Raw genomic sequence first — 20,549 nt, 5'->3', positions numbered from 1 at the left:
ATGTAATTGACATAATAAATATCAAAAGTAATCTTTTAAGGAGGTCATTATTATGCCTAATTACGTTAAAGCGGATCAGTTTTTCTATCCATTTGGCATTCGTCGCGGTGGGTACTTAGAACTTGTTGATGGCAAATTTGGGAAACATGTGGATCAAATTCCTGAAGGAGCAGAGGTTCTTGACTATACTGGTTATAGCATTGCACCAGGTCTTGTGGATACTCATATTCATGGATATGCAGGTGTAGATGTGATGGACAACAACATTGAAGGTACATTGCATACTATGAGTGAAGGACTTCTTAGTACCGGTGTTACCAGTTTCTTGCCCACAACTTTAACAGCCACTTATGAGCAATTGCTTGCAGTCACTGAAAATCTTGGAAACCATTATAAAGAAGCAACAGGTGCTAAGATTCGTGGGATTTATTATGAAGGTCCATATTTCACAGAAACTTTTAAGGGGGCACAAAACCCTGCTTACATGAAAGATCCTCGTATGGATGAGTTCCGTACTTGGCAAAAAGCAGCAAATGGCTTGCTAAATAAAATTGCCCTTGCGCCAGAGCGTGAAGGTGTAGAAGACTTTGTACGGACTATCACTGGAGAAGGTGTGACGGTTGCTCTTGGGCACTCAAACGCGACTTTTGATGAAGCTAAAAAAGCAGTCGATGCTGGAGCGAGTGTTTGGGTACACGCCTACAATGGCATGCGTGGCTTGACTCACCGCGAACTGGGTATGGTTGGAGCCATGTACCAATTGCCACATACCTATGCAGAGTTGATCTGTGACGGCCATCACGTAGATCCAAAAGCCTGCGAAATTCTTATCAAACAAAAAGGAACAGAAAACATCGCTCTTATCACAGACTGTATGACAGCGGGTGGATTGGAAGACGGCGACTACATGTTGGGAGAATTCCCAGTTGTCGTTGCCAATGGAACTGCTCGTCTCAAATCTACAGGTAACTTGGCGGGTTCTATTCTCAAACTCAAAGACGGTTTGAAGAATGTGGTTGACTGGAACATTGCCTCTCCACACGAAGCAGTTATGATGGCAAGCTTCAACCCAGCTAAATCCGTTCATATTGACGATGTCTGTGGTCAAATCCGTGAAGGCTATGACGCGGACTTTATCGTACTAGATAAAGATTTAGAATTGGTAGCAACCTACCTAGATGGCGTGAAACGTTATCAAGCATAAGATAGAAAGCAGAAGTTAAAGACTGATTTCTTTTCAGGTTTTATAAAGAATAAATTGCACCCCAAAAGTTAGATTTTTTTCGCCTAACTTTCGGGGTGTTTTCGTTATGTGTAAAACAGAACTAAATTCACTAGGTAAATTATTCATCTAACTTTTTTGGGGGAGTACTGTTTGGAAGATTTTTTAATTTCCCTAGGTAAATATCCTTAAATGAGGAGTAAGGATATACATAAGAAAATTCTTTGTTGTCTTGAAGTGGCTTCCTTTTGTCTTTAGAAAATACCTCTAAATATGGTAAAATAGTAGGAGAATAATGTGAGGAAAATGAATGTCAAACAGTTTTGAAATTTTGATGAATCAACTGGGGATGCCTACTGAAATGAGACAGGCTCCTGCTTTAGCACAGGCCGATATTGAGCGAGTTGTGGTTCATAAAATTAGTAAGATATGGGAGTTTCATTTCGTATTTTCTAATATTTTACCGATTGAAATCTTTTTAGAATTAAAGAAAGGTTTGAGCGAAGAATTTTCTAAGACAGGCAATAAAGCTGTTTTCGAAATCAAGGCTCGGTCTCAAGAATTTTCAAATCAACTCTTGCAGGCCTATTATAGAGAAGCTTTTTCTGAGGGGCCATGTGCTAGTCAAGGTTTTAAGTCCCTTTATCAAAATTTGCAAGTTCGTGCTGAGGGCAATCAACTCTTTATTGAAGGCTCTGAGGCGATTGATAAGGAACACTTTAAGAAAAATCACCTTCCTAATTTAGCTAAACAACTTGAAAAATTTGGTTTTCCTACTTTTAACTGTCAAGTAGAGAAAAATGATGTGCTGACCCAAGAACAGGAAGAGGCCTTTCATGCTGAAAATGAGCAGATTGTTCAAGCGGCCAATGAGGAAGCGCTCCGTGCTATGGAACAACTGGAACAGATGGCACCTCCTCCAGCGGAAGAGAAGCCAGCCTTTGATTTTCAAGTCAAAAAAGCTGTAGCTAAACCAAAGCTGGATAAGGCAGAGATTACTCCTATGATCGAAGTGACGACGGAGGAGAATCGTCTGGTCTTTGAAGGGGTTGTGTTTGATATGGAGCAAAAAGTGACCAGAACAGGTCGTGTTTTAATCAATTTTAAAATGACGGACTACACTTCAAGTTTTTCGATGCAAAAGTGGGTTAAGAATGAGGAAGAGGCTCAGAAATTTGATCTAATCAAGAAAAATTCTTGGCTCCGAGTGCGTGGGAATGTGGAGATGAATAACTTCACACGCGATTTGACTATGAACGTGCAAGACGTGCAGGAAGTTATTCACTATGAGCGGAAGGATTTAATGCCAGAAGGAGAACGACGGGTTGAGTTTCATGCTCATACTAATATGTCGACCATGGATGCACTACCAGAGGTAGAAGAAATCGTTGCGACAGCTGCTAAGTGGGGACACAAGGCGGTTGCCATCACAGACCATGGAAATGTTCAGTCCTTCCCACATGGCTATAAGGCTGCTAAGAAAGCGGGAATCCAGCTGATCTATGGTATGGAAGCCAATATCGTGGAGGACCGTGTCCCTATCGTCTACAACGAAGTGGAGATGGACTTGTCGGAAGCGACCTACGTGGTCTTTGACGTGGAAACGACGGGGCTTTCAGCTATCTATAATGATTTGATTCAGGTTGCGGCCTCTAAGATGTACAAGGGGAATGTTATTGCTGAATTTGATGAATTTATCAATCCTGGACATCCCTTGTCAGCTTTTACTACTGAGTTGACTGGAATTACAGATGACCATGTCAAAAATGCCAAACCACTGGAACAAGTTTTGCAAGAATTCCAAGAATTTTGCAAGGATACGGTCCTAGTTGCCCACAATGCGACCTTTGACGTTGGCTTTATGAATGCCAATTATGAGCGTCATGGTTTGCCAAAGATTAGTCAGCCAGTTATTGATACGCTGGAGTTTGCTAGAAACCTCTATCCTGAGTACAAACGTCATGGTTTGGGGCCTTTGACCAAGCGTTTTGGTGTGGCCTTAGAACATCACCACATGGCCAACTACGATGCGGAAGCTACTGGTCGTTTGCTTTTCATCTTTATCAAAGAGGTAGCAGAAAAACATGGTGTGACCGATCTGGCTAGACTCAATATTGATCTAATCAGTCCAGATTCTTATAAAAAAGCTCGGATTAAACATGCGACCATTTATGTCAAGAATCAAGTTGGTTTAAAAAATATTTTTAAGCTGGTTTCTTTGTCTAACACCAAGTATTTTGAAGGGGTGCCACGGATACCGAGAACGGTTCTAGACGCCCATCGGGAGGGCTTGATTTTGGGGTCGGCTTGCTCGGAAGGTGAAGTTTTTGACGCAGTCGTTTCCCAAGGTGTGGACGCGGCGGTTGAAGTGGCCAAGTATTATGACTTTATCGAGGTCATGCCACCAGCTATCTATGCTCCCTTGATTGCCAAGGAGCAGGTCAAGGATATGGAGGAACTCCAGACTATTATCAAGAGTTTGATAGAGGTTGGGGACCGTCTTGACAAGCCTGTTCTAGCTACGGGAAATGTCCACTATATTGAACCGGAAGAAGAGATTTACCGTGAAATTATTGTCCGTAGTTTGGGTCAGGGGGCTATGATTAACCGGACCATTGGTCACGGTGAACATGCCCAACCAGCACCGCTACCGAAGGCTCATTTTAGAACGACCAATGAGATGTTGGATGAATTTGCCTTCTTAGGAGAGGAATTAGCTCGGAAATTGGTCATTGAAAACACCAATGCCTTGGCAGAAATCTTTGAACCCGTTGAGGTTGTTAAGGGTGACTTGTACACGCCTTTCATCGACAAGGCTGAAGAAACAGTTGCTGAGTTGACCTATAAGAAAGCTTTTGAGATTTATGGAAATCCGCTACCAGATATCGTTGATTTGCGGATTGAAAAAGAATTAACTTCTATTCTGGGGAATGGATTTGCCGTGATTTATCTGGCTTCCCAGATGCTGGTACAACGTTCCAATGAACGGGGTTACTTGGTGGGTTCTCGTGGGTCTGTCGGATCTAGTTTTGTTGCGACCATGATTGGGATTACCGAGGTTAATCCTCTCTCTCCTCACTATGTCTGTGGGAAGTGTCAATACAGTGAATTTATCACAGATGGTTCTTATGGTTCAGGTTTTGATATGCCTAATAAGGACTGTCCAAACTGTGGCCACAAACTCAGCAAAAATGGGCAGGATATTCCGTTTGAGACCTTCCTCGGTTTTGATGGGGACAAGGTTCCCGATATTGACTTGAACTTCTCGGGAGAAGACCAGCCTAGCGCTCATTTGGATGTACGTGATATCTTTGGTGAGGAATATGCCTTCCGTGCAGGAACGGTTGGTACGGTGGCTGCCAAGACTGCCTATGGTTTTGTAAAGGGCTATGAGCGTGATTACGGGAAGTTTTATCGTGATGCAGAGGTGGAGCGGCTCGCTCAAGGTGCTGCTGGTGTCAAGCGGACAACGGGCCAACACCCCGGAGGAATCGTTGTTATTCCTAACTACATGGATGTCTACGACTTTACGCCTGTTCAGTATCCAGCGGATGACGTGACGGCTGAATGGCAAACGACTCACTTTAACTTCCACGATATCGATGAGAATGTCCTCAAACTTGATGTACTGGGACATGATGATCCGACCATGATTCGGAAATTGCAGGACTTGTCTGGGATTGACCCTAATGAAATCCCTATGGATGACGAAGGCGTGATGGCCCTCTTTTCTGGGACTGATGTGCTAGGGGTGACTCCTGAACAAATCGGAACGCCAACGGGCATGCTGGGGATTCCAGAATTTGGAACCAACTTTGTACGTGGGATGGTGGATGAGACGCATCCGACGACTTTTGCGGAGTTGTTACAGTTATCTGGATTGTCTCACGGTACTGATGTCTGGTTGGGAAATGCCCAGGATCTGATCAAACAAGGGATTGCGGACCTATCAACCGTTATCGGTTGTCGGGACGATATCATGGTTTACCTCATGCATGCTGGGCTCGAGCCTAAGATGGCCTTTACTATCATGGAACGAGTGCGTAAGGGTTTGTGGCTGAAGATTTCCGAAGAGGAGCGAAATGGCTATATCGAAGCCATGAAGGCCAATAAGGTTCCAGAGTGGTATATCGAGTCCTGTGGGAAAATCAAGTATATGTTCCCTAAAGCCCATGCGGCAGCCTACGTTATGATGGCCTTGCGTGTGGCCTACTTCAAGGTTCACCATCCCATTTATTATTACTGTGCTTACTTCTCCATCCGTGCTAAGGCTTTTGATATCAAGACCATGGGTGCGGGCTTAGACGCTATCAAGCGCAGAATGGAAGAAATCGCTGAAAAACGGAAGAATAATGAAGCCTCTAATGTGGAAATTGACCTCTATACAACTCTTGAGATTGTCAATGAAATGTGGGAACGTGGTTTCAAGTTTGGCAAACTCGATCTCTATCGTAGTCAGGCAACAGAGTTCCTCATCGATGGGGATACCCTCATTCCGCCATTTGTAGCAATGGATGGTCTGGGAGAGAACGTTGCCAAGCAGCTAGTGCGAGCGCGTGAAGAGGGAGAATTCCTCTCCAAAACAGAACTACGCAAACGCGGTGGACTCTCATCAACCTTGGTTGAAAAGATGGATGAAATGGGGATTCTGGGCAATATGCCAGAGGATAACCAGTTGAGTTTGTTTGATGAGTTGTTTTAAGAATTAGAACGGAGAACATCTTTATGAAACTTAGAATCTTTGCGGAAGATAAACCTGCTGAAAAGGTTTTTGACTATCAGCTAGAACTTGCTGATCAGACAATTCTTCTATCAACAGCACTCTTGTAAGGTGCTATTGCTTTGGCAGGATTATTTTCTGCTTTGAAAGAAAAATAGAAAAGGAAAAATAAAATGGTTTTACCAAATTTTAAAGAAAATCTAGAAAAATATGCGAAATTGTTGGTTGCGAATGGAATTAACGTGCAGCCTGGTCACACTTTGGCTCTTTCTATCGATGTGGAGCAACGCGAGTTGGCTCATTTAATCGTGAAAGAAGCTTATGCTTTGGGGGCACATGAGGTTATCGTTCAGTGGACAGATGATGTCATCAACCGTGAGAAATTTCTCCACGCACCGATGGAGCGTCTGGACAATGTGCCAGAATACAAGATTGCTGAGATGAACTATTTTTTGGAGAACAAGGCTAGCCGTCTCGGTGTCCGTTCTTCTGATCCAGGTGCCTTGAACGGTGTGGATGCTGACAAGTTGTCAGCTTCTGCTAAAGCTATGGGACTTGCCATGAAGCCAATGCGTATCGCAACTCAATCTAACAAGGTTAGCTGGACTGTAGCCGCCGCTGCTGGACTTGAGTGGGCTAAGAAGGTCTTTCCAAATGCTGCGAGCGACGAAGAAGCAGTCGATCTCCTTTGGGACCAAATCTTCAAAACTTGCCGAGTCTACGAAGCAGATCCTGTTAAGGCTTGGGAAGAACATGCAGCTATCCTTAAGAGTAAAGCTGATATGCTCAATAAAGAACAATTTTCAGCCCTTCACTACACAGCGCCAGGAACAGATTTGACACTTGGTTTGCCAAAGAACCACGTTTGGGAATCAGCTGGTGCTATCAATGCACAGGGCGAAGGATTCTTGCCAAATATGCCGACAGAGGAAGTCTTCACAGCACCTGATTTTCGTCGCGCAGATGGTTATGTCACTTCTACAAAACCGCTTAGCTATAACGGAAATATCATCGAAGGTATTAAGGTGACCTTTAAGGATGGACAAATCGTAGACATTACTGCTGAGAAGGGTGATCAGGTTATGAAGGATCTTGTCTTTGAAAATGCGGGTGCGCGTGCCTTGGGTGAATGTGCCTTGGTACCAGATCCAAGCCCAATTTCTCAGTCAGGCATTACCTTCTTTAACACCCTTTTCGATGAGAATGCTTCAAACCACTTGGCTATTGGTGCAGCCTATGCGACCAGCGTTGTTGGTGGAGCGGAGATGAGCGAAGAGGAGCTTGAAGCTGCGGGGCTTAACCGTTCAGATGTGCACGTAGACTTTATGATTGGTTCTAACCAAATGGATATCGATGGTATCCGTGAGGATGGAACACGTGTGCCTCTCTTCCGTAACGGAAATTGGGCAAATTAGGGAGCCAAGATGATAGGAAGTATGTTTGTTGGTCTCCTAGTGGGACTCTTGGCAGGTGCTTTGACCAATCGTGGAGAACGTATGGGATGTTTTGGAAAAATGTTCCTCGGTTGGATTGGTGCCTTTCTGGGGCACTTGCTCTTTGGAACGTGGGGGCCAGTTTTATCAGGAACAGCCATTATTCCGGCAGTACTAGGTTCCATGATTGTCTTAGCGATTTTCTGGAGACGGGGGAGTTAATTTCTTAAATCTGAAACGAAAAGGAGGTTGGTCATTGAGACAGCCTCCTTTTGAGTGTGATATAATAGTTCTATGAGATTGGATAAATTTTTAGTTGCCTGCGCTGTGGGGAGTCGGACTGAGGTCAAAAACTTGCTCAAGGCTGGGCGCGTGACGGTAAATGGTAAAAAAGAAAAATCAGCTAAATTGCAGATTGATGAAGAAAGAGATGAGATTCGCTTTGATGGGCAGGTGCTGGAGTATGAAGAATTTGTCTACTACATGATGAACAAGCCCCAAGGAATTATTTCAGCGACTGAGGATCCCAAGCACAGAACCGTGTTGGACTTGTTGGATGACTTGGCTCGGAGCAAGGAAGTGTTCCCAGTCGGGCGCTTGGATATTGACACGCATGGTCTTTTACTCTTGACCAATGATGGCCAGCTGGCTCATGCTCTTCTTTCGCCCAAGCGTCATGTGGACAAGACTTATCTGGCACAAGTCAAGGGAATCATGGCCCAAGAAGATGTGGAGATATTTGCCAAGGGAATTCCGCTCAAAGACTTTACCTGTAAGCCCGCTAGACTGGAAATTCTTTCCACAGATGCAGAAAAGAATCAGAGCCAAATCCGTGTGACCATTGCAGAAGGGAAGTTCCATCAGGTCAAGCGTATGGTGGCATACTGTGGTAAGGAAGTAGTAGACCTACAGCGTTTGACTATGGGAACGCTAGTATTGGATGAGAACTTAGAACGAGGGGAATGGCGTCGCTTGACCAAAGAAGAATTAGTGGTTCTCCGTGCAAGTATTGCTTAGTTTGGTTTATATTCGAAAAAGGTGAGGGAGAATGTCCTCGCCTTTTATGTTTTTCAGTTGCTTACTTTGTGAAAAGAGTTATAATAGACTGTAGAATAAAAGGAGGAATCTATGAACGCGATTCAAGAATCATTTACTGATAAATTATTTGCTAACTATGAAGCAAATGTAAAGTACCAAGCGATTGAAAATGCTGCCAGCCACAACGGAATTTTTGCAGCCCTAGAACGTCGCCAAAGCCATGTAGACAACACACCTGTTTTCTCATTGGATTTGACCAAGGACAAGGTAACCAACCAGAAAGCTTCTGGTCGTTGCTGGATGTTCGCAGCCCTCAACACCTTCCGTCACAAACTCATCTCACAATATAAACTGGAGAATTTTGAGTTGTCACAGGCCCACACCTTCTTCTGGGACAAGTATGAGAAATCAAACTGGTTCTTGGAGCAAGTGATTGCGACTGCAGATCAAGATTTGACGAGCCGTAAGGTTAGCTTCCTACTTCAAACTCCCCAACAAGATGGCGGTCAATGGGATATGGTCGTTTCTCTCTTTGAGAAATACGGTGTCGTGCCTAAGTCAGTTTACCCTGAGTCTGTTTCATCTAGTAGCAGTCGTGAGCTAAATGCAATCCTTAACAAATTGCTTCGCCAAGATGCTCAAATCTTGCGTGACTTGCTTGCTTCTGGCGCAGACCAAGTGACTGTTCAAGCTAAGAAAGAAGACCTCTTACAAGAAATCTTTAATTTTCTTGCTATGTCATTGGGTCTTCCACCACGTAAATTTGACTTTGCTTATCGCGATAAGGATAACAACTACCAAAGCGAAAAGGGTATCATACCACAGGAATTTTACAAAAAATATGTCAATCTTCCTCTAGAAGACTACGTTTCTGTTATCAATGCTCCAACTGCTGATAAACCATACGGTAAATCGTACACAGTTGAGATGTTGGGAAATGTGGTTGGTAGCCGTGCAGTTCGTTATATCAACGTTCCGATGGAGCGCTTGAAAGAATTGGCAATTGCCCAAATGCAAGCAGGTGAGACTGTTTGGTTTGGTTCTGATGTCGGCCAGCTCAGCAACCGCAAGGCTGGAATCCTTGCGACAGATGTTTATGATTTTGAATCAAGCATGGATATTCAACTTACTCAAGACAAGGCTGGACGTTTGGACTACAGCGAAAGCTTGATGACCCACGCCATGGTATTAACAGGTGTGGACTTGGATGAAAATGGGAAGTCAACCAAGTGGAAGGTTGAAAACTCATGGGGAGACAAGGTCGGTACAGATGGTTACTTTGTTGCCTCAGACGCTTGGATGGACGAATACACTTACCAAATCGTTGTTCGCAAAGAATTGCTGACAGCCGAAGAACAAGCTGCCTATGAAGCAGAACCAATCGTACTTGCACCATGGGATCCAATGGGAGCCTTGGCAGAATAATACTCAATGAAAATCAAAGAGCAAACTAGGAAGCTAGCCGCAGGCTGTACTTGCGTACGGCAAGGCGACGTTGACGTGGTTTGAAGAGATTTTCGAAGAGTATAAAAGCATAGAAAAAAGGAATCAGGCTTAGAACCTGGTTCCTTTTACGTTGCTTGATTACATGATACCGAAGAAACGAGCTGCGATACCTACTGCAAAGAGTGCAAGGATGATTGAGATTGGTGATACTTTTTTCTTAAGCAACCACATGCAAAGGAAAGTAAGGAGAAGTCCCATCAATCCTGGAATCAATGAGTTCAACTGACTTTGAAGGGTTTGTGGTTGAATCTTATCTAGGCTCAATCCACCAAGTGCTTGACCAAGGATACCTTTCAATTCAGCACCTGATACAGGACCTTCTGGGAAGTTGATGTAGGCACCTTCAGCCAATTGTTTACCTGGAAGGTTAACAGTGAAGTTGATCGATACCCAACGTTGTACAAGAACGGCAAGAATGAACATACCAAGGATAGAAGCACCTTTAGTGATGTCTTTCAAGATACCACCAGACATGTCTTTAGTGATTTCAGAACCAGCCTTGTAACCAAACTCTTGTGTGTACCATAGGAAGGCCATACGGATAGCATTCCATCCGAAGAAGAAGAGAAGTGGACCAACCAAGTTACCAGATGCAGCAAGTGATGCACCAAGAGCTCCAAGGATAGGACGAACTGTAAACCAGAATACTGGGTCACCGATACCAGCAAGAGGTCCCATCATACCGATTTTAACCCCTTGGATAGCAGCGTCATCAATTTCAACACCGTTCGCACGTTCTTCTTCAAGTGCAAGAGTAACCCCCATGATTGGAGCAGCAACGTATGGGTGTGTGTTGAAGAACTCAAGGTGACGCTCAAGAGCAGCAGCTTGGTCTTCTTTAGTAGTGTACAATTTTTTGATAGCTGGGATCAATGAGTAAGCCCAACCCAAGTTTTGCATACGCTCGTAGTTCCAAGAACCTTGAAGGAATTGTGAACGCCACCAAACTTTTTTACGATCTGATTTTGATAATTGAAGTTTTTCAGTCATGATTGTTCCCCTTTCTAGTAGTCTTCTAGGATATCACCGATTGGGTCGTTAGAAGTCGCAGCTCCTCCGCCACCGTTACCACCTTGTTTTGAAAGGTTAAGGTAGATGAAGGCAAGGGCAACACCGATTACACCAAGGGCAATCAAAGTCAATTGAGAAATGGCAGCAAAAGCAAAACCGAGTGCGAAGAATGGCCATACTTCACGAGTTGCCATCATGTTGATAACCATAGCGTAACCAACGGCAACGACCATAGCACCACCGACAGCCATACCACCGTTCAACCAGTCTGGCATCAATTTAAGAGCATCTTGAACGGCAGAAGCTGGGATAGCGATAAGGAAGGCAGCAGGGATAGCAATACGAAGACCTTGAAGAAGAAGTGCGATAAAGTGAGCACGTTCAACAGCTGCAATATTTCCTTCTTTAGCAGCAGCGTCTGCAGTGTGAACCAAACCAACTGAGATTGTACGAACAATCATTGTCAAGAAAAGTCCAGCTACGGCAAGAGGGATAGCTGTTGCTGTTGCAACGGCGATACCTTCAGTAGTAAAGTTACCACCTTTGATCAAGATGATTGCTGCGGCAACAGATGCAAGAGCAGCGTCAGGAGCTACGGCAGCTCCGATGTTTGCCCAACCAAGGGCGATCATTTGAAGTGATCCACCAAGCATAACCCCAGCTTCAAGGTTACCTGTTACAAGACCGATAAGGGTACATGCGACGATTGGTTGATGGAATTGGAATTGGTCGAGGATACCTTCAAGACCTGCAAGGAAGGCAACAACTACAACCAAGACAGCAGAAATAATTGAAATATCTGACATGGTTTTATTCCTTTTCTATTTTATGATAATAAAGTGAAAAATTTTCTTAGAATTCTTCGATAGTTACTGATGTCTATTATTGAACGTTGGCTTTGTTAATCAAGTCAAACAAATCTTTTTTGGTGTCGTTTGGTACTTTACGTACGTCAAATTCAACACCGAGGTCACGCATTTTCTCAAATGTGGCAACGTCATCTTTGTCCATAGACAAAACGTTGTTGACCATTGTTTTACCTGTTGAGTGAGCCATTGATCCTACGTTAAGGGTCTTGATTGGCACGCCACCTTCGATTGCACGAAGGGCGTCTTGAGGTGTTTCAAACAAGATAAGGGCATGTGTTTCTCCAAAGCGTGGGTCTTTTGAAACCTCGATCAATTTTTGAATTGGAACCACATTGGCTCTGACATTATTTGGAGCTGCTTGTTTAATCAATTCTTTACGAAGATCGTCGTTGGCAACGTTATCTGAAGCAACGATAATACGGTCTGCTTTTGAATCTGGAGTCCAAGCAGTTGCAACCTGACCGTGAAGGAGACGAGTGTCCAGACGGGCAAGGTTAATCTTGAGTTTTCCATCTCCGATAACAGTTCCTTCTGGGATAGCAGCTTGGGCAACTGGAGCAGCTGCAGCGCTTGCTGATTCCTCAGCTGGATTGAGCTCTTCTGGAAGAGCTTTGATGCCATCTTTGGCTTCTTTAATGATATTAGCAGCGACTTTTTCTACACCTGCAGCAGCGTCCATCAGGCGCTCTGTATAGGCTTGAATCAACATCGGTAAGTTAAGTCCTGTGATGATGGCAAACTTACGCTCAGGATTTTCTCCCATCACGCGACTAGCTTGGTTAAATGGAGATCCACTCCAAAGGTCAGCCAAAACTAGAACCTCATCTTCTGCGTCAAATGCAGCAACAGCGTTATTAAACTTAGCGTATAGATCATCAGGACCTTCATTTGGCATAAAGGTTACAACTTGAACCTTTTCTTGTTCACCAAAGATCATAGATCCTGACTGATGAATACCCGCAGCAAATTCGCCGTGGCTCGCAATAATGATTCCGATACTCATTATTGTCATTCCTCCTTTTTTGTTTTAGTTTTCGTTTAAGAAAACTTTAAGACTAGATAAGTATAAACCGTTTTCATATAAAAAGCAACTATTTGATATAAAATATTCAAGAAAACATTTAAATAGTGCATTTAACAATATTGATATAATAAGGTTTCAAGAAGACATAGTAATTTTTTATATTAAAATTTAATATAAAAAAGTTGGAAGCGCATTCCAACTTTTAAAATAGGTTTTTTATTAGATTAGTGGGTGAAGTCAAGTACCATACGTCCTTGGATTTGACCTTTTTCCATTTCGTCGAAAATGGCTACAGCATCTTCGACTGGGCGTTTTTGGACAACTGGAACTACTAAACCTTCTGCACCGAATTGGAAGGCTTCTTCCAAGTCTTTACGAGTTCCAACAAGAGAACCGATGACTTGGATTCCATCTAGAACGGTTTTGACGATGCTGAGTTCCATCATTTCAGAAGGGAGACCAACAGCGACTACGCGACCACCAGCACGAACTGAGTCAACAGCCTGGTTGAAGGCAACTTTAGATACAGCAGTTACGACAGCTGAATGAGCTCCACCATCAGTTTTTTCCTTGATGAGTCCAGGTACATCTTCAACTTCGAGTCCGTTAATCACAATGTCAGCACCTACTTCTTTTGCAAGGGCAAGTTTGTCATTGTTGATATCAACTGCGATAACATGAGCGTTGAAAACTTTTTTAGCATATTGAACTGCTAGGTTACCAAGTCCACCAGCACCGTAAAGGACAACCCATTGACCTGGTTCAACTTTTGCTTCTTTTATAGCTTTATAGGTTGTTACACCAGCACATGTGATAGAAGAAGCTTGGGCTGGATCAAGTCCGTCAGGAACTTTAACAGCATAGTCTGCAGTTACGATACATTGTTCAGCCATACCACCGTCGACTGAGTAGCCGGCATTTTTCACTGTACGGCAAAGAGTTTCACGGCCAGTAGTACAGTATTCGCAAGTTCCACATCCTTCAAAGAACCAAGCAACGCTGACGCGGTCGCCGACTTTAAGGCTTTTCACATCTGGGGCAATTTCTTTAACGATACCAACACCTTCATGTCCTAGAACACGGCCTGGTACTTGACCAAAGTCACCATGGGCAACGTGGAGGTCAGTGTGGCAAACACCGCAGTATTCAATTTCTACAAGTGCTTCCCCAGTTTCAAGTGGACGGAGTACTTTTTCTTCAACAGCAACACCAGTGCTTTCTGGATTTACAACAACAGCTTTCATAGCTATCCTCCTTGATATTAACTGAGAGCAGGAGAAACAGGACTGGATTGATTTTGTGTCAACAGAGTCGAGTGTGACGAGCTCTCTTGTATTTATATGTGAAGTATATCACAAAAGAAAGCCTTTTCCAAGGTTTTGGAGGCAAAAAATAGAACAATCGATTAACCAGTTGATGAGACTGTGAAAAGAGCACAAAGACCAGCTCGCAAGCTGGTCATACTCTTCGAAAATCAAATTCAAACCACGTCAGATCTATCTGCAACCTCAAAACAGTGTTTTGAGCAGCCTGCGGCTAGCTTCCTAGTTTGCTCTTTGATTTTCGTTGAGTATCAGTATAGGCTATAAGAATAAGTCTTGCAGGGTTTTGGCAACACCGTCTTGGTCATTGGTCAGAGAAATTTGCTCATCTGCATAGGGGAGTAGCTCAGGATTGGCATTTTTCATTGCATAACCTTTCCCAGCAAAAGCGAGCATTTCGGTATCGTTGTGTTCATCTCCAAAGGCAATCAAATCCTTTTTGTCACGGTTCATTACCTTGAGCAAGTAGTCCAAAGCAAAGGCCTTGTTGACTCCTTTTGGGGTACACTCAAGGATATTGAGCGGACCACCCCAAGTATTGATAGACAGTTGATGCTGGTAGAAGGCGTTCATTTCTTTTGCAAGGGCATACTTGTCACTGGCTCTGGTCTGCAGCAGAATACAGTTAGGATCTTTGGTGACTAATTCAGGCTGGAATTGATCTTCGGGTTGGAATGCTTCCACACCAAATAGTTTGGGATTGGCAATTTCTTCATTAGGATTTGTAATGTAGAATTTTTTACGATATTCTCCAGCGATAAAATCGGCTTGAATGTCCTCTGAACGTTGAACCATGTCTAGCAGATATTTTTTGTCTACAGTTAGACACTTTTCAAAATCCCAAACTTGGTCTGGTAAATGAGTAAGGGAACCGTTGAAATTAATCATAGGAGTGTCTAAGCCCAGTTCACGGTAAAAATCTTTTGACATACGGTAAGGGCGACCTGTCGTAATAATAACCTGATGGCCTTTTTCAACAACTTTTTTTATGGTTTCTTTTGTAAAGTCAGAAATTTGACTGTCTGAGTTGAGCAGGGTTCCATCCAAATCAACTGCAATAATTTTTTTCGTCATAGGGACCTTTCTAGTGTCTTTTCAGATAAGATGTCTACTATTATAACAGAAAGCAGGCAGAAAAGCAGATTCCAAACAAAAAATGAAATTTCATCAAATTCTTAAATAAATCAAACAAAGATATTGAAAAAGTGAATGATAAATGATATAATTCTATTATTGTTCGTAAAAATTAAAAGGAGATTGATAATGGACAAATTATTTAAACTAAAAGAGAACGGTACAGACGTTCGTACAGAGGTTCTCGCTGGTTTAACAACTTTCTTTGCAATGAGCTATATTCTCTTTGTAAACCCACAAATTCTTTCACAAACAGGGATGCCTGCTCAGGGTGTCTTCTTAGCGACGATTATTGGTGCAGTAGCTGGTACCTTGATGATGGCTTTTTACGCTAACTTACCTTATGCCCAAGCACCAGGAATGGGACTAAATGCCTTCTTTACCTTTACAGTAGTATTTGGACTTGGTTATTCTTGGCAACAAGCCTTAGCTATGGTCTTCATCTGTGGGGTTATCTCATTGATTATTACCTTGACAAATGTTCGTAAAATGATCATTGAATCGATTCCAAATGCCCTTCGATCAGCTATCTCAGCTGGTATCGGTGTCTTCCTTGCCTATGTGGGAATTAAGAATGCTGGACTTTTGAAATTTACGATTGATCCAGGTAACTATACTGTTATAGGAGAAGGGGCTGACAAAGCTAAAGCAACGATTGCAGCAAACTCTTCAGCAGTTCCAGGATTGGTTGACTTTAATAATCCAGCTGTTTTGGTCGCTCTTGCAGGACTTGCTATTACGATCTTCTTTGTCATTAAAGGAATTAAAGGGGGAATTATCCTTTCTATCTTGACAACAACTGTTCTTGCTATCGCAGTTGGTTTGGTAGATTTGTCTAGTATCGATTTTGCTAATAACCATGTTGGTGCAGCCTTTGAAGACTTGAAGATAGTCTTTGGTGCAGCTCTTGGTTCAGAAGGTTTGGGAGCTTTGATTTCAGATACAGCTCGCTTGCCTGAAACTCTGATGGCCATTCTTGCCTTCTCATTGACAGATATTTTTGACACGATTGGTACCTTGATCGGTACAGGTGAAAAAGTTGGTATCGTAGCTACAAATGGTGAAAATCACCAATCAGCTAAGTTGGACAAGGCTCTTTACTCTGACTTGATTGGTACTTCCATTGGTGCTATCGCAGGTACTTCAAACGTAACGACTTATGTTGAGTCTGCTGCTGGTATCGGTGCAGGTGGACGTACTGGTTTGACAGCCTTGGTTGTAGCTATCTGTTTTGCGATCTCAAGCTTCTTTAGCCCACTTCTAGCAATCGTACCAACAGCCGCTACAGCTCCAATCTTGATTATCGTTGGGATTATGATGCTTGGTAGCTTGAAAAATATCCAATGGGACGATATGGCTGAAGCGGTTCCTGCTTTCTTCACATCTATCTTTATGGGGTTCAGCTACTCTATTACTCAAGGGATTGCAGTTGGTTTCTTGACTTATACCTTGACTAAGATTGTCAAAGGTCAAGCTAAAGATGTTCATGTCATGATTTGGATTTTGGATGCCTTGTTTATCCTTAACTACATCAGCATGGCCTTATAATAGGATTACCCAGGGGGATTTTTCCCCTTTTTTAATACAAAGGAGATAGGTGATGAAAGAGAAAAATATGTGGAAAGAATTATTGAATCGTGCAGGTTGGTTGTTAATCTTTTTGCTGGCGACAATTTTATATCAGATTCCTATAGGGGTTACTGCTATTTTAACTTTAAATGCAGTACCACTGTTGCAGTCAGGACTGATAGTTGCTGGTATTTCGATTGTGGTTCTGGTGCTATTTATTATTGGAGCTCGTAAAACGCAGTTGGCAAGTTTTAATTTTTCTTTTTTTAGAGCTAAGGATTTGGCACGATTGGGATTAAGTTATTTAGTTATTATCGGGTCAAATATACTTGGTTCTATCTTGTTACAACTGTCAAATGAGACGACAACAGGTAACCAGTCTCAGATTAACGATATGGTTCAGAATAGTTCTCTGATTTCCAGTTTCTTCTTACTGGCCTTGCTTGCTCCGATTTGTGAGGAAATCTTGTGCCGTGGGATTATTCCTAAAAAGATTTTCCGAGGAAAAGAGAACTTGGGATTTGTAGTCGGTACGATTGTGTTTGCTTTATTGCATCAACCAAGTAATTTACCTTCTTTATTGATTTATGGAGGTATGTCGATTGTTCTATCTTGGACGGCTTACAAAACCCAACGTTTGGAAATGTCTATCTTGCTTCACATGATTGTTAATGGGGTAGCCTTCTGTTTATTGGCTCTTGTGGTGATCATGAGTCGGACATTAGGGATTTCTGTTTAAGATTTTTGACAATTGCTTACTTGTTTCTACTGGGAAAAAGATGAATGCAATCGTGTCCATCTTTTTCTTTTTATGGTAAAATAGAGAAATAATATGATGAAAAACCTTGAGGGAGTGACCGATATGTCAAGTAAAGCCAATCATTCAAAGACATCTATTTGCGGAATTATTAATGTAACCCCAGACTCCTTTTCGGACGGTGGTCAATTTTTTGCTCTTGAGCAGGCACTCCAGCAGGCTCGTAAATTGATAGCAGAAGGGGCTAGTATGATCGATATCGGCGGAGAATCGACTCGGCCTCGGCCGGGAAGTAGCTATGTTGAGATAGAAGAGGAAATCCAGCGTGTTGTTCCAGTGATTAAAGCGATTCGCAAGGAAAGTGATGTCCTCATCTCTATTGATACTTGGAAGAGTCAGGTAGCAGAGGCTGCTTTAGCTGCTGGTGCTAATCTAGTCAATGATATCACTGGCCTCATGGGTGATGAAAAAATGGCCCATGTGGTTGCTGAGGCTAGAGCGAAAGTGGTCATCATGTTTAATCCAGTTATGGCTCGACCTCATCATCCTAGCTCGCTCATATTCCCTCATTTTGGATTTGGTCAAGCTTTTACAGAGGAAGAATTAGCTGACTTCGAAAAATTGCCAATCGAAGAGTTGATGGAGACGTTCTTTGACAGAGCACTAGCGAGAGCAGAGGAAGCTGGGATTGCTCAAGAAAACATCCTGCTGGATTCAGGAATTGGCTTTGGTCTGACCAAGAAAGAAAATCTGCTTCTTTTACGGGATCTGGATAAACTACATCAGAAAGGCTATCCAATCTTTCTCGGAGTGTCGCGCAAGCGGTTTGTCATCAATATTCTTGAAGAAAATGGTTTTGAAGTCAATCCTGAGACAGAACTTGGTTTCCGCAATCGAGATACGGCTTCGGCTCATGTAACCAGTATCGCTGCGAGACAGGGTGTGGAAGTGGTGCGCGTGCATGATGTAGTTAGTCACAGGATGGCAGTTGAAATTGCCTCCGCCATTCGTCTGGCTGATGAAGCGGAAGATTTAGATTTAAAACAATATAAATAAGATGAAAGAAATTGAAAACAATCAATGGATTGCCCACTATCGGTCGGACCAACCGCATTTTGGCTTGGAACGAATGGTGGAACTGTTAGCTTTGCGTGGCAATCCCCATCTCAAACTCAAGGTCATCCATATTGGAGGAACCAATGGTAAGGGTTCGACCATTGCTTTTTTGAAAAATATGCTAGAAAAGCTAGGGCTGAGAGTTGGCGTGTTTAGCTCGCCCTATCTCATTCATTACACAGATCAGATTAGCATCAATGGGGAATCTATCCCAGAGGCTAGACTCGAAACCTTCATGGCAGACTATCAGTCTTTGCTGGAGGGAGAAGCGACCGCTAATTTACAGGGCACAACCGAGTTTGAGATAATTACAGCTATAGCCTATGACTACTTTGCTTCAGAGCAAGTAGATGTGGCTATCATGGAAGTGGGCATGGGTGGACTCTTGGATAGTACCAATGTCTGCCAGCCCATTTTGACAGGAATTACGACTATTGGATTGGACCATGTAGCCCTACTTGGTGATAGCTTGGAAGCCATAGCAGAGCAGAAAGCTGGTATTATCAAACAAGGTATTCCCTTGGTAACAGGTCGTATCGCTCCAGAAGCTTTGGCTGTCATTGACGCTATTGCGGAAGATAAAGATGCGCCGAGACTTGCCTACGGGACAGATTATCAGGTCAGCCATCAAAAGAGTGTGGTTACAGGCGAAGTCTTTGACTATACAAGTGTTGTCAGACAAGGTCGCTTCCAAACTGGCCTGCTTGGTTTGCACCAGATAGAGAATACTGGGATGGCCATAGCTTTACTTGATACTTTTTGTCAAGAAGATGGTCGAGAACTAGCAAGCAATCACTTGCTTGCTCAAGCCTTGGAAGAAACAAGTTGGCCAGGGCGTTTGGAAATCGTGTCAAGAGATCCCTTGATGATTTTGGATGGAGCCCACAATCCTCATGCCATAAAGGCTTTATTAGCAACCTTGCAAGAACGCTTTGCGGATTATCGTAAGGAAATCCTCTTTACTTGTATCAAAACCAAGGCCTTGGAGGATATGTTGGACTTGCTGGGGGCCATGCCAGATACCGAGCTTACTCTGACACATTTTGACGATAGTCGGGCGACTGATGAAAAAGTGCTGGAAGAGGCAGCTAAGTCTAGAAATCTCAGCTACCAAGGTTGGCAGGATTTTCTAGAGCAGAAATTGACAGATAAAAAAGAAGAGAAAAAAACAGTTAGGATTGTCACAGGTTCCTTGTATTTCTTGAGCCAAGTGAGAGCCTATCTGATGGAGAGGAAAAACGAGAATGGATACACAAAAGATTGAAGCAGCTGTAAAAATGATTATCGAGGCTGTAGGAGAAGACGTTAATCGCGAGGGCTTGCAGGAAACACCTGCTCGTGTGGCCCGTATGTACCAAGAGATTTTTTCAGGTCTTGGTCAAACAGCGGAGGAACATTTGTCAAAATCCTTTGAGATTATTGACGATAATATGGTGGTAGAAAAGGATATCTTTTTCCATACCATGTGTGAACACCACTTTCTACCATTTTATGGGAGAGCGCATATTGCCTATATTCCAGATGGCCGTGTGGCAGGTTTGTCTAAGCTAGCCCGTACGGTTGAAGTTTATTCGAAAAAACCACAAATTCAAGAACGATTGAATATCGAAGTAGCCGATGCCTTGATGGACTATCTAGGTGCTAAAGGAGCCTTTGTTGTCATTGAGGCGGAGCATATGTGTATGAGTATGCGTGGTGTCAGAAAACCAGGCACAGCAACCTTGACGACAGTAGCTAGAGGTCTATTTGAAGCAGATAAGGACCTTCGAGACCAGGCTTATCGTTTAATGGGACTATAATACTCTTCGAAAATCTCTTCAAACCACGT

The 20,549-nt window shown here is 43.1% G+C and carries 16 protein-coding genes; 11 read left to right on the top strand and 5 right to left on the bottom strand.

The genetic code is table 11. The annotated features are described in order from the left end of the window. Positions 1-52 precede the first annotated feature (52 nt). The 6 genes from nagA (at position 53) to pepC (ending at position 9,838) form a co-directional block, all read left to right on the top strand. Positions 53-1,204, top strand: coding sequence for an N-acetylglucosamine-6-phosphate deacetylase (nagA, locus tag HMPREF2701_RS04380; RefSeq protein ID WP_070482235.1), 1,152 nt, complete (start codon positions 53-55; stop codon positions 1,202-1,204). Positions 1,205-1,532: 328 nt separating this feature from the next. Further along, positions 1,533-5,924, top strand: coding sequence for a PolC-type DNA polymerase III (locus tag HMPREF2701_RS04375; RefSeq protein WP_070482233.1), 4,392 nt, complete (start codon positions 1,533-1,535; stop codon positions 5,922-5,924). Between the two features lie 191 nt (positions 5,925-6,115). Beyond that, positions 6,116-7,357 carry an aminopeptidase gene (locus tag HMPREF2701_RS04370; RefSeq protein WP_070482231.1) on the top strand — a complete coding sequence of 414 codons (1,242 nt, stop codon included), beginning with the start codon at positions 6,116-6,118 and terminating at the stop codon, positions 7,355-7,357. Positions 7,358-7,366: 9 nt separating this feature from the next. Next, complete coding sequence (locus HMPREF2701_RS04365) at positions 7,367-7,597, top strand: GlsB/YeaQ/YmgE family stress response membrane protein (RefSeq protein ID WP_070482229.1); 231 nt, start codon at positions 7,367-7,369, stop codon at positions 7,595-7,597. 72 nt (positions 7,598-7,669) lie between these two features. Next, positions 7,670-8,392, top strand: a complete 723-nt coding sequence (locus HMPREF2701_RS04360) for a pseudouridine synthase (RefSeq protein WP_070482227.1) — start codon at positions 7,670-7,672, stop codon at positions 8,390-8,392. A 111-nt stretch (positions 8,393-8,503) separates the two neighbouring features. Continuing rightward, positions 8,504-9,838 (top strand): aminopeptidase C, encoded by a 1,335-nt coding sequence (gene pepC / locus HMPREF2701_RS04350; RefSeq protein WP_049551795.1) that lies wholly within the window; start codon positions 8,504-8,506, stop codon positions 9,836-9,838. 159 nt (positions 9,839-9,997) lie between these two features. Here pepC and HMPREF2701_RS04345 read toward each other — a convergent pair whose 3' ends face one another. From HMPREF2701_RS04345 to HMPREF2701_RS04325, 5 genes are all read right to left on the bottom strand, one after another. Next, the gene (locus tag HMPREF2701_RS04345) at positions 9,998-10,909 is read right to left on the bottom strand and encodes a PTS system mannose/fructose/sorbose family transporter subunit IID (protein WP_049551677.1); all 912 of its coding nucleotides are present in this window, start codon (positions 10,907-10,909) and stop codon (positions 9,998-10,000) included. Positions 10,910-10,923: 14 nt separating this feature from the next. Then, positions 10,924-11,736 carry a PTS mannose/fructose/sorbose transporter subunit IIC gene (locus HMPREF2701_RS04340; RefSeq protein WP_070482222.1) on the bottom strand — a complete coding sequence of 271 codons (813 nt, stop codon included), beginning with the start codon at positions 11,734-11,736 and terminating at the stop codon, positions 10,924-10,926. 76 nt (positions 11,737-11,812) lie between these two features. After that, positions 11,813-12,802 carry a PTS sugar transporter subunit IIB gene (locus HMPREF2701_RS04335; protein ID WP_070482220.1) on the bottom strand — a complete coding sequence of 330 codons (990 nt, stop codon included), beginning with the start codon at positions 12,800-12,802 and terminating at the stop codon, positions 11,813-11,815. Positions 12,803-13,047: 245 nt separating this feature from the next. Next, complete coding sequence (gene adhP / locus HMPREF2701_RS04330) at positions 13,048-14,067, bottom strand: alcohol dehydrogenase AdhP (RefSeq protein WP_000649186.1); 1,020 nt, start codon at positions 14,065-14,067, stop codon at positions 13,048-13,050. A gap of 339 nt (positions 14,068-14,406) precedes the next feature. After that, positions 14,407-15,219, bottom strand: a complete 813-nt coding sequence (locus HMPREF2701_RS04325) for a Cof-type HAD-IIB family hydrolase (protein WP_061590020.1) — start codon at positions 15,217-15,219, stop codon at positions 14,407-14,409. A 189-nt stretch (positions 15,220-15,408) separates the two neighbouring features. Here HMPREF2701_RS04325 and HMPREF2701_RS04320 point away from each other — a divergent pair, with 189 nt between their 5' ends. From HMPREF2701_RS04320 to folE, 5 genes are all read left to right on the top strand, one after another. After that, positions 15,409-16,827, top strand: a complete 1,419-nt coding sequence (locus HMPREF2701_RS04320; RefSeq protein ID WP_061590021.1) for an NCS2 family permease — start codon at positions 15,409-15,411, stop codon at positions 16,825-16,827. A 52-nt stretch (positions 16,828-16,879) separates the two neighbouring features. Then, entirely contained in the window at positions 16,880-17,587 is a 708-nt protein-coding gene (locus tag HMPREF2701_RS04315) for a CPBP family intramembrane glutamic endopeptidase (protein ID WP_070482218.1), read from the top strand. A gap of 93 nt (positions 17,588-17,680) precedes the next feature. Next, complete coding sequence (folP, locus tag HMPREF2701_RS04310; RefSeq protein WP_049510983.1) at positions 17,681-18,661, top strand: dihydropteroate synthase; 981 nt, start codon at positions 17,681-17,683, stop codon at positions 18,659-18,661. 1 nt (position 18,662) lies between these two features. Then, positions 18,663-19,985, top strand: coding sequence for a bifunctional folylpolyglutamate synthase/dihydrofolate synthase (locus HMPREF2701_RS04305; protein WP_070482216.1), 1,323 nt, complete (start codon positions 18,663-18,665; stop codon positions 19,983-19,985). Then, positions 19,966-20,520 (top strand): GTP cyclohydrolase I FolE, encoded by a 555-nt coding sequence (gene folE, locus HMPREF2701_RS04300; protein ID WP_049487304.1) that lies wholly within the window; start codon positions 19,966-19,968, stop codon positions 20,518-20,520. Before HMPREF2701_RS04305 ends, folE begins: the two co-directional genes overlap by 20 nt. Positions 20,521-20,549 lie beyond the last annotated feature (29 nt).

Source organism: Streptococcus sp. HMSC077D04, from assembly GCF_001808785.1.
Taxonomy (GTDB): domain Bacteria; phylum Bacillota; class Bacilli; order Lactobacillales; family Streptococcaceae; genus Streptococcus; species Streptococcus mitis_BX.
This window is presented reverse-complemented; position numbering and strand designations above follow the sequence as displayed.

What these genes read in the sequence shown, in the direction of transcription:
- nagA (WP_070482235.1), top strand. Translation starts at nt 53, where the DNA reads ATGCCTAATTACGTTAAAGCGGATCAGTTTTTCTATCCATTTGGCATT.
- HMPREF2701_RS04375 (WP_070482233.1), top strand. Translation starts at nt 1,533, where the DNA reads ATGTCAAACAGTTTTGAAATTTTGATGAATCAACTGGGGATGCCTACT.
- HMPREF2701_RS04370 (WP_070482231.1), top strand. Translation starts at nt 6,116, where the DNA reads ATGGTTTTACCAAATTTTAAAGAAAATCTAGAAAAATATGCGAAATTG.
- HMPREF2701_RS04365 (WP_070482229.1), top strand. Translation starts at nt 7,367, where the DNA reads ATGATAGGAAGTATGTTTGTTGGTCTCCTAGTGGGACTCTTGGCAGGT.
- HMPREF2701_RS04360 (WP_070482227.1), top strand. Translation starts at nt 7,670, where the DNA reads ATGAGATTGGATAAATTTTTAGTTGCCTGCGCTGTGGGGAGTCGGACT.
- pepC (WP_049551795.1), top strand. Translation starts at nt 8,504, where the DNA reads ATGAACGCGATTCAAGAATCATTTACTGATAAATTATTTGCTAACTAT.
- HMPREF2701_RS04345 (WP_049551677.1), bottom strand. Translation starts at nt 10,909, where the DNA reads ATGACTGAAAAACTTCAATTATCAAAATCAGATCGTAAAAAAGTTTGG.
- HMPREF2701_RS04340 (WP_070482222.1), bottom strand. Translation starts at nt 11,736, where the DNA reads ATGTCAGATATTTCAATTATTTCTGCTGTCTTGGTTGTAGTTGTTGCC.
- HMPREF2701_RS04335 (WP_070482220.1), bottom strand. Translation starts at nt 12,802, where the DNA reads ATGAGTATCGGAATCATTATTGCGAGCCACGGCGAATTTGCTGCGGGT.
- adhP (WP_000649186.1), bottom strand. Translation starts at nt 14,067, where the DNA reads ATGAAAGCTGTTGTTGTAAATCCAGAAAGCACTGGTGTTGCTGTTGAA.
- HMPREF2701_RS04325 (WP_061590020.1), bottom strand. Translation starts at nt 15,219, where the DNA reads ATGACGAAAAAAATTATTGCAGTTGATTTGGATGGAACCCTGCTCAAC.
- HMPREF2701_RS04320 (WP_061590021.1), top strand. Translation starts at nt 15,409, where the DNA reads ATGGACAAATTATTTAAACTAAAAGAGAACGGTACAGACGTTCGTACA.
- HMPREF2701_RS04315 (WP_070482218.1), top strand. Translation starts at nt 16,880, where the DNA reads ATGAAAGAGAAAAATATGTGGAAAGAATTATTGAATCGTGCAGGTTGG.
- folP (WP_049510983.1), top strand. Translation starts at nt 17,681, where the DNA reads ATGATGAAAAACCTTGAGGGAGTGACCGATATGTCAAGTAAAGCCAAT.
- HMPREF2701_RS04305 (WP_070482216.1), top strand. Translation starts at nt 18,663, where the DNA reads ATGAAAGAAATTGAAAACAATCAATGGATTGCCCACTATCGGTCGGAC.
- folE (WP_049487304.1), top strand. Translation starts at nt 19,966, where the DNA reads ATGGATACACAAAAGATTGAAGCAGCTGTAAAAATGATTATCGAGGCT.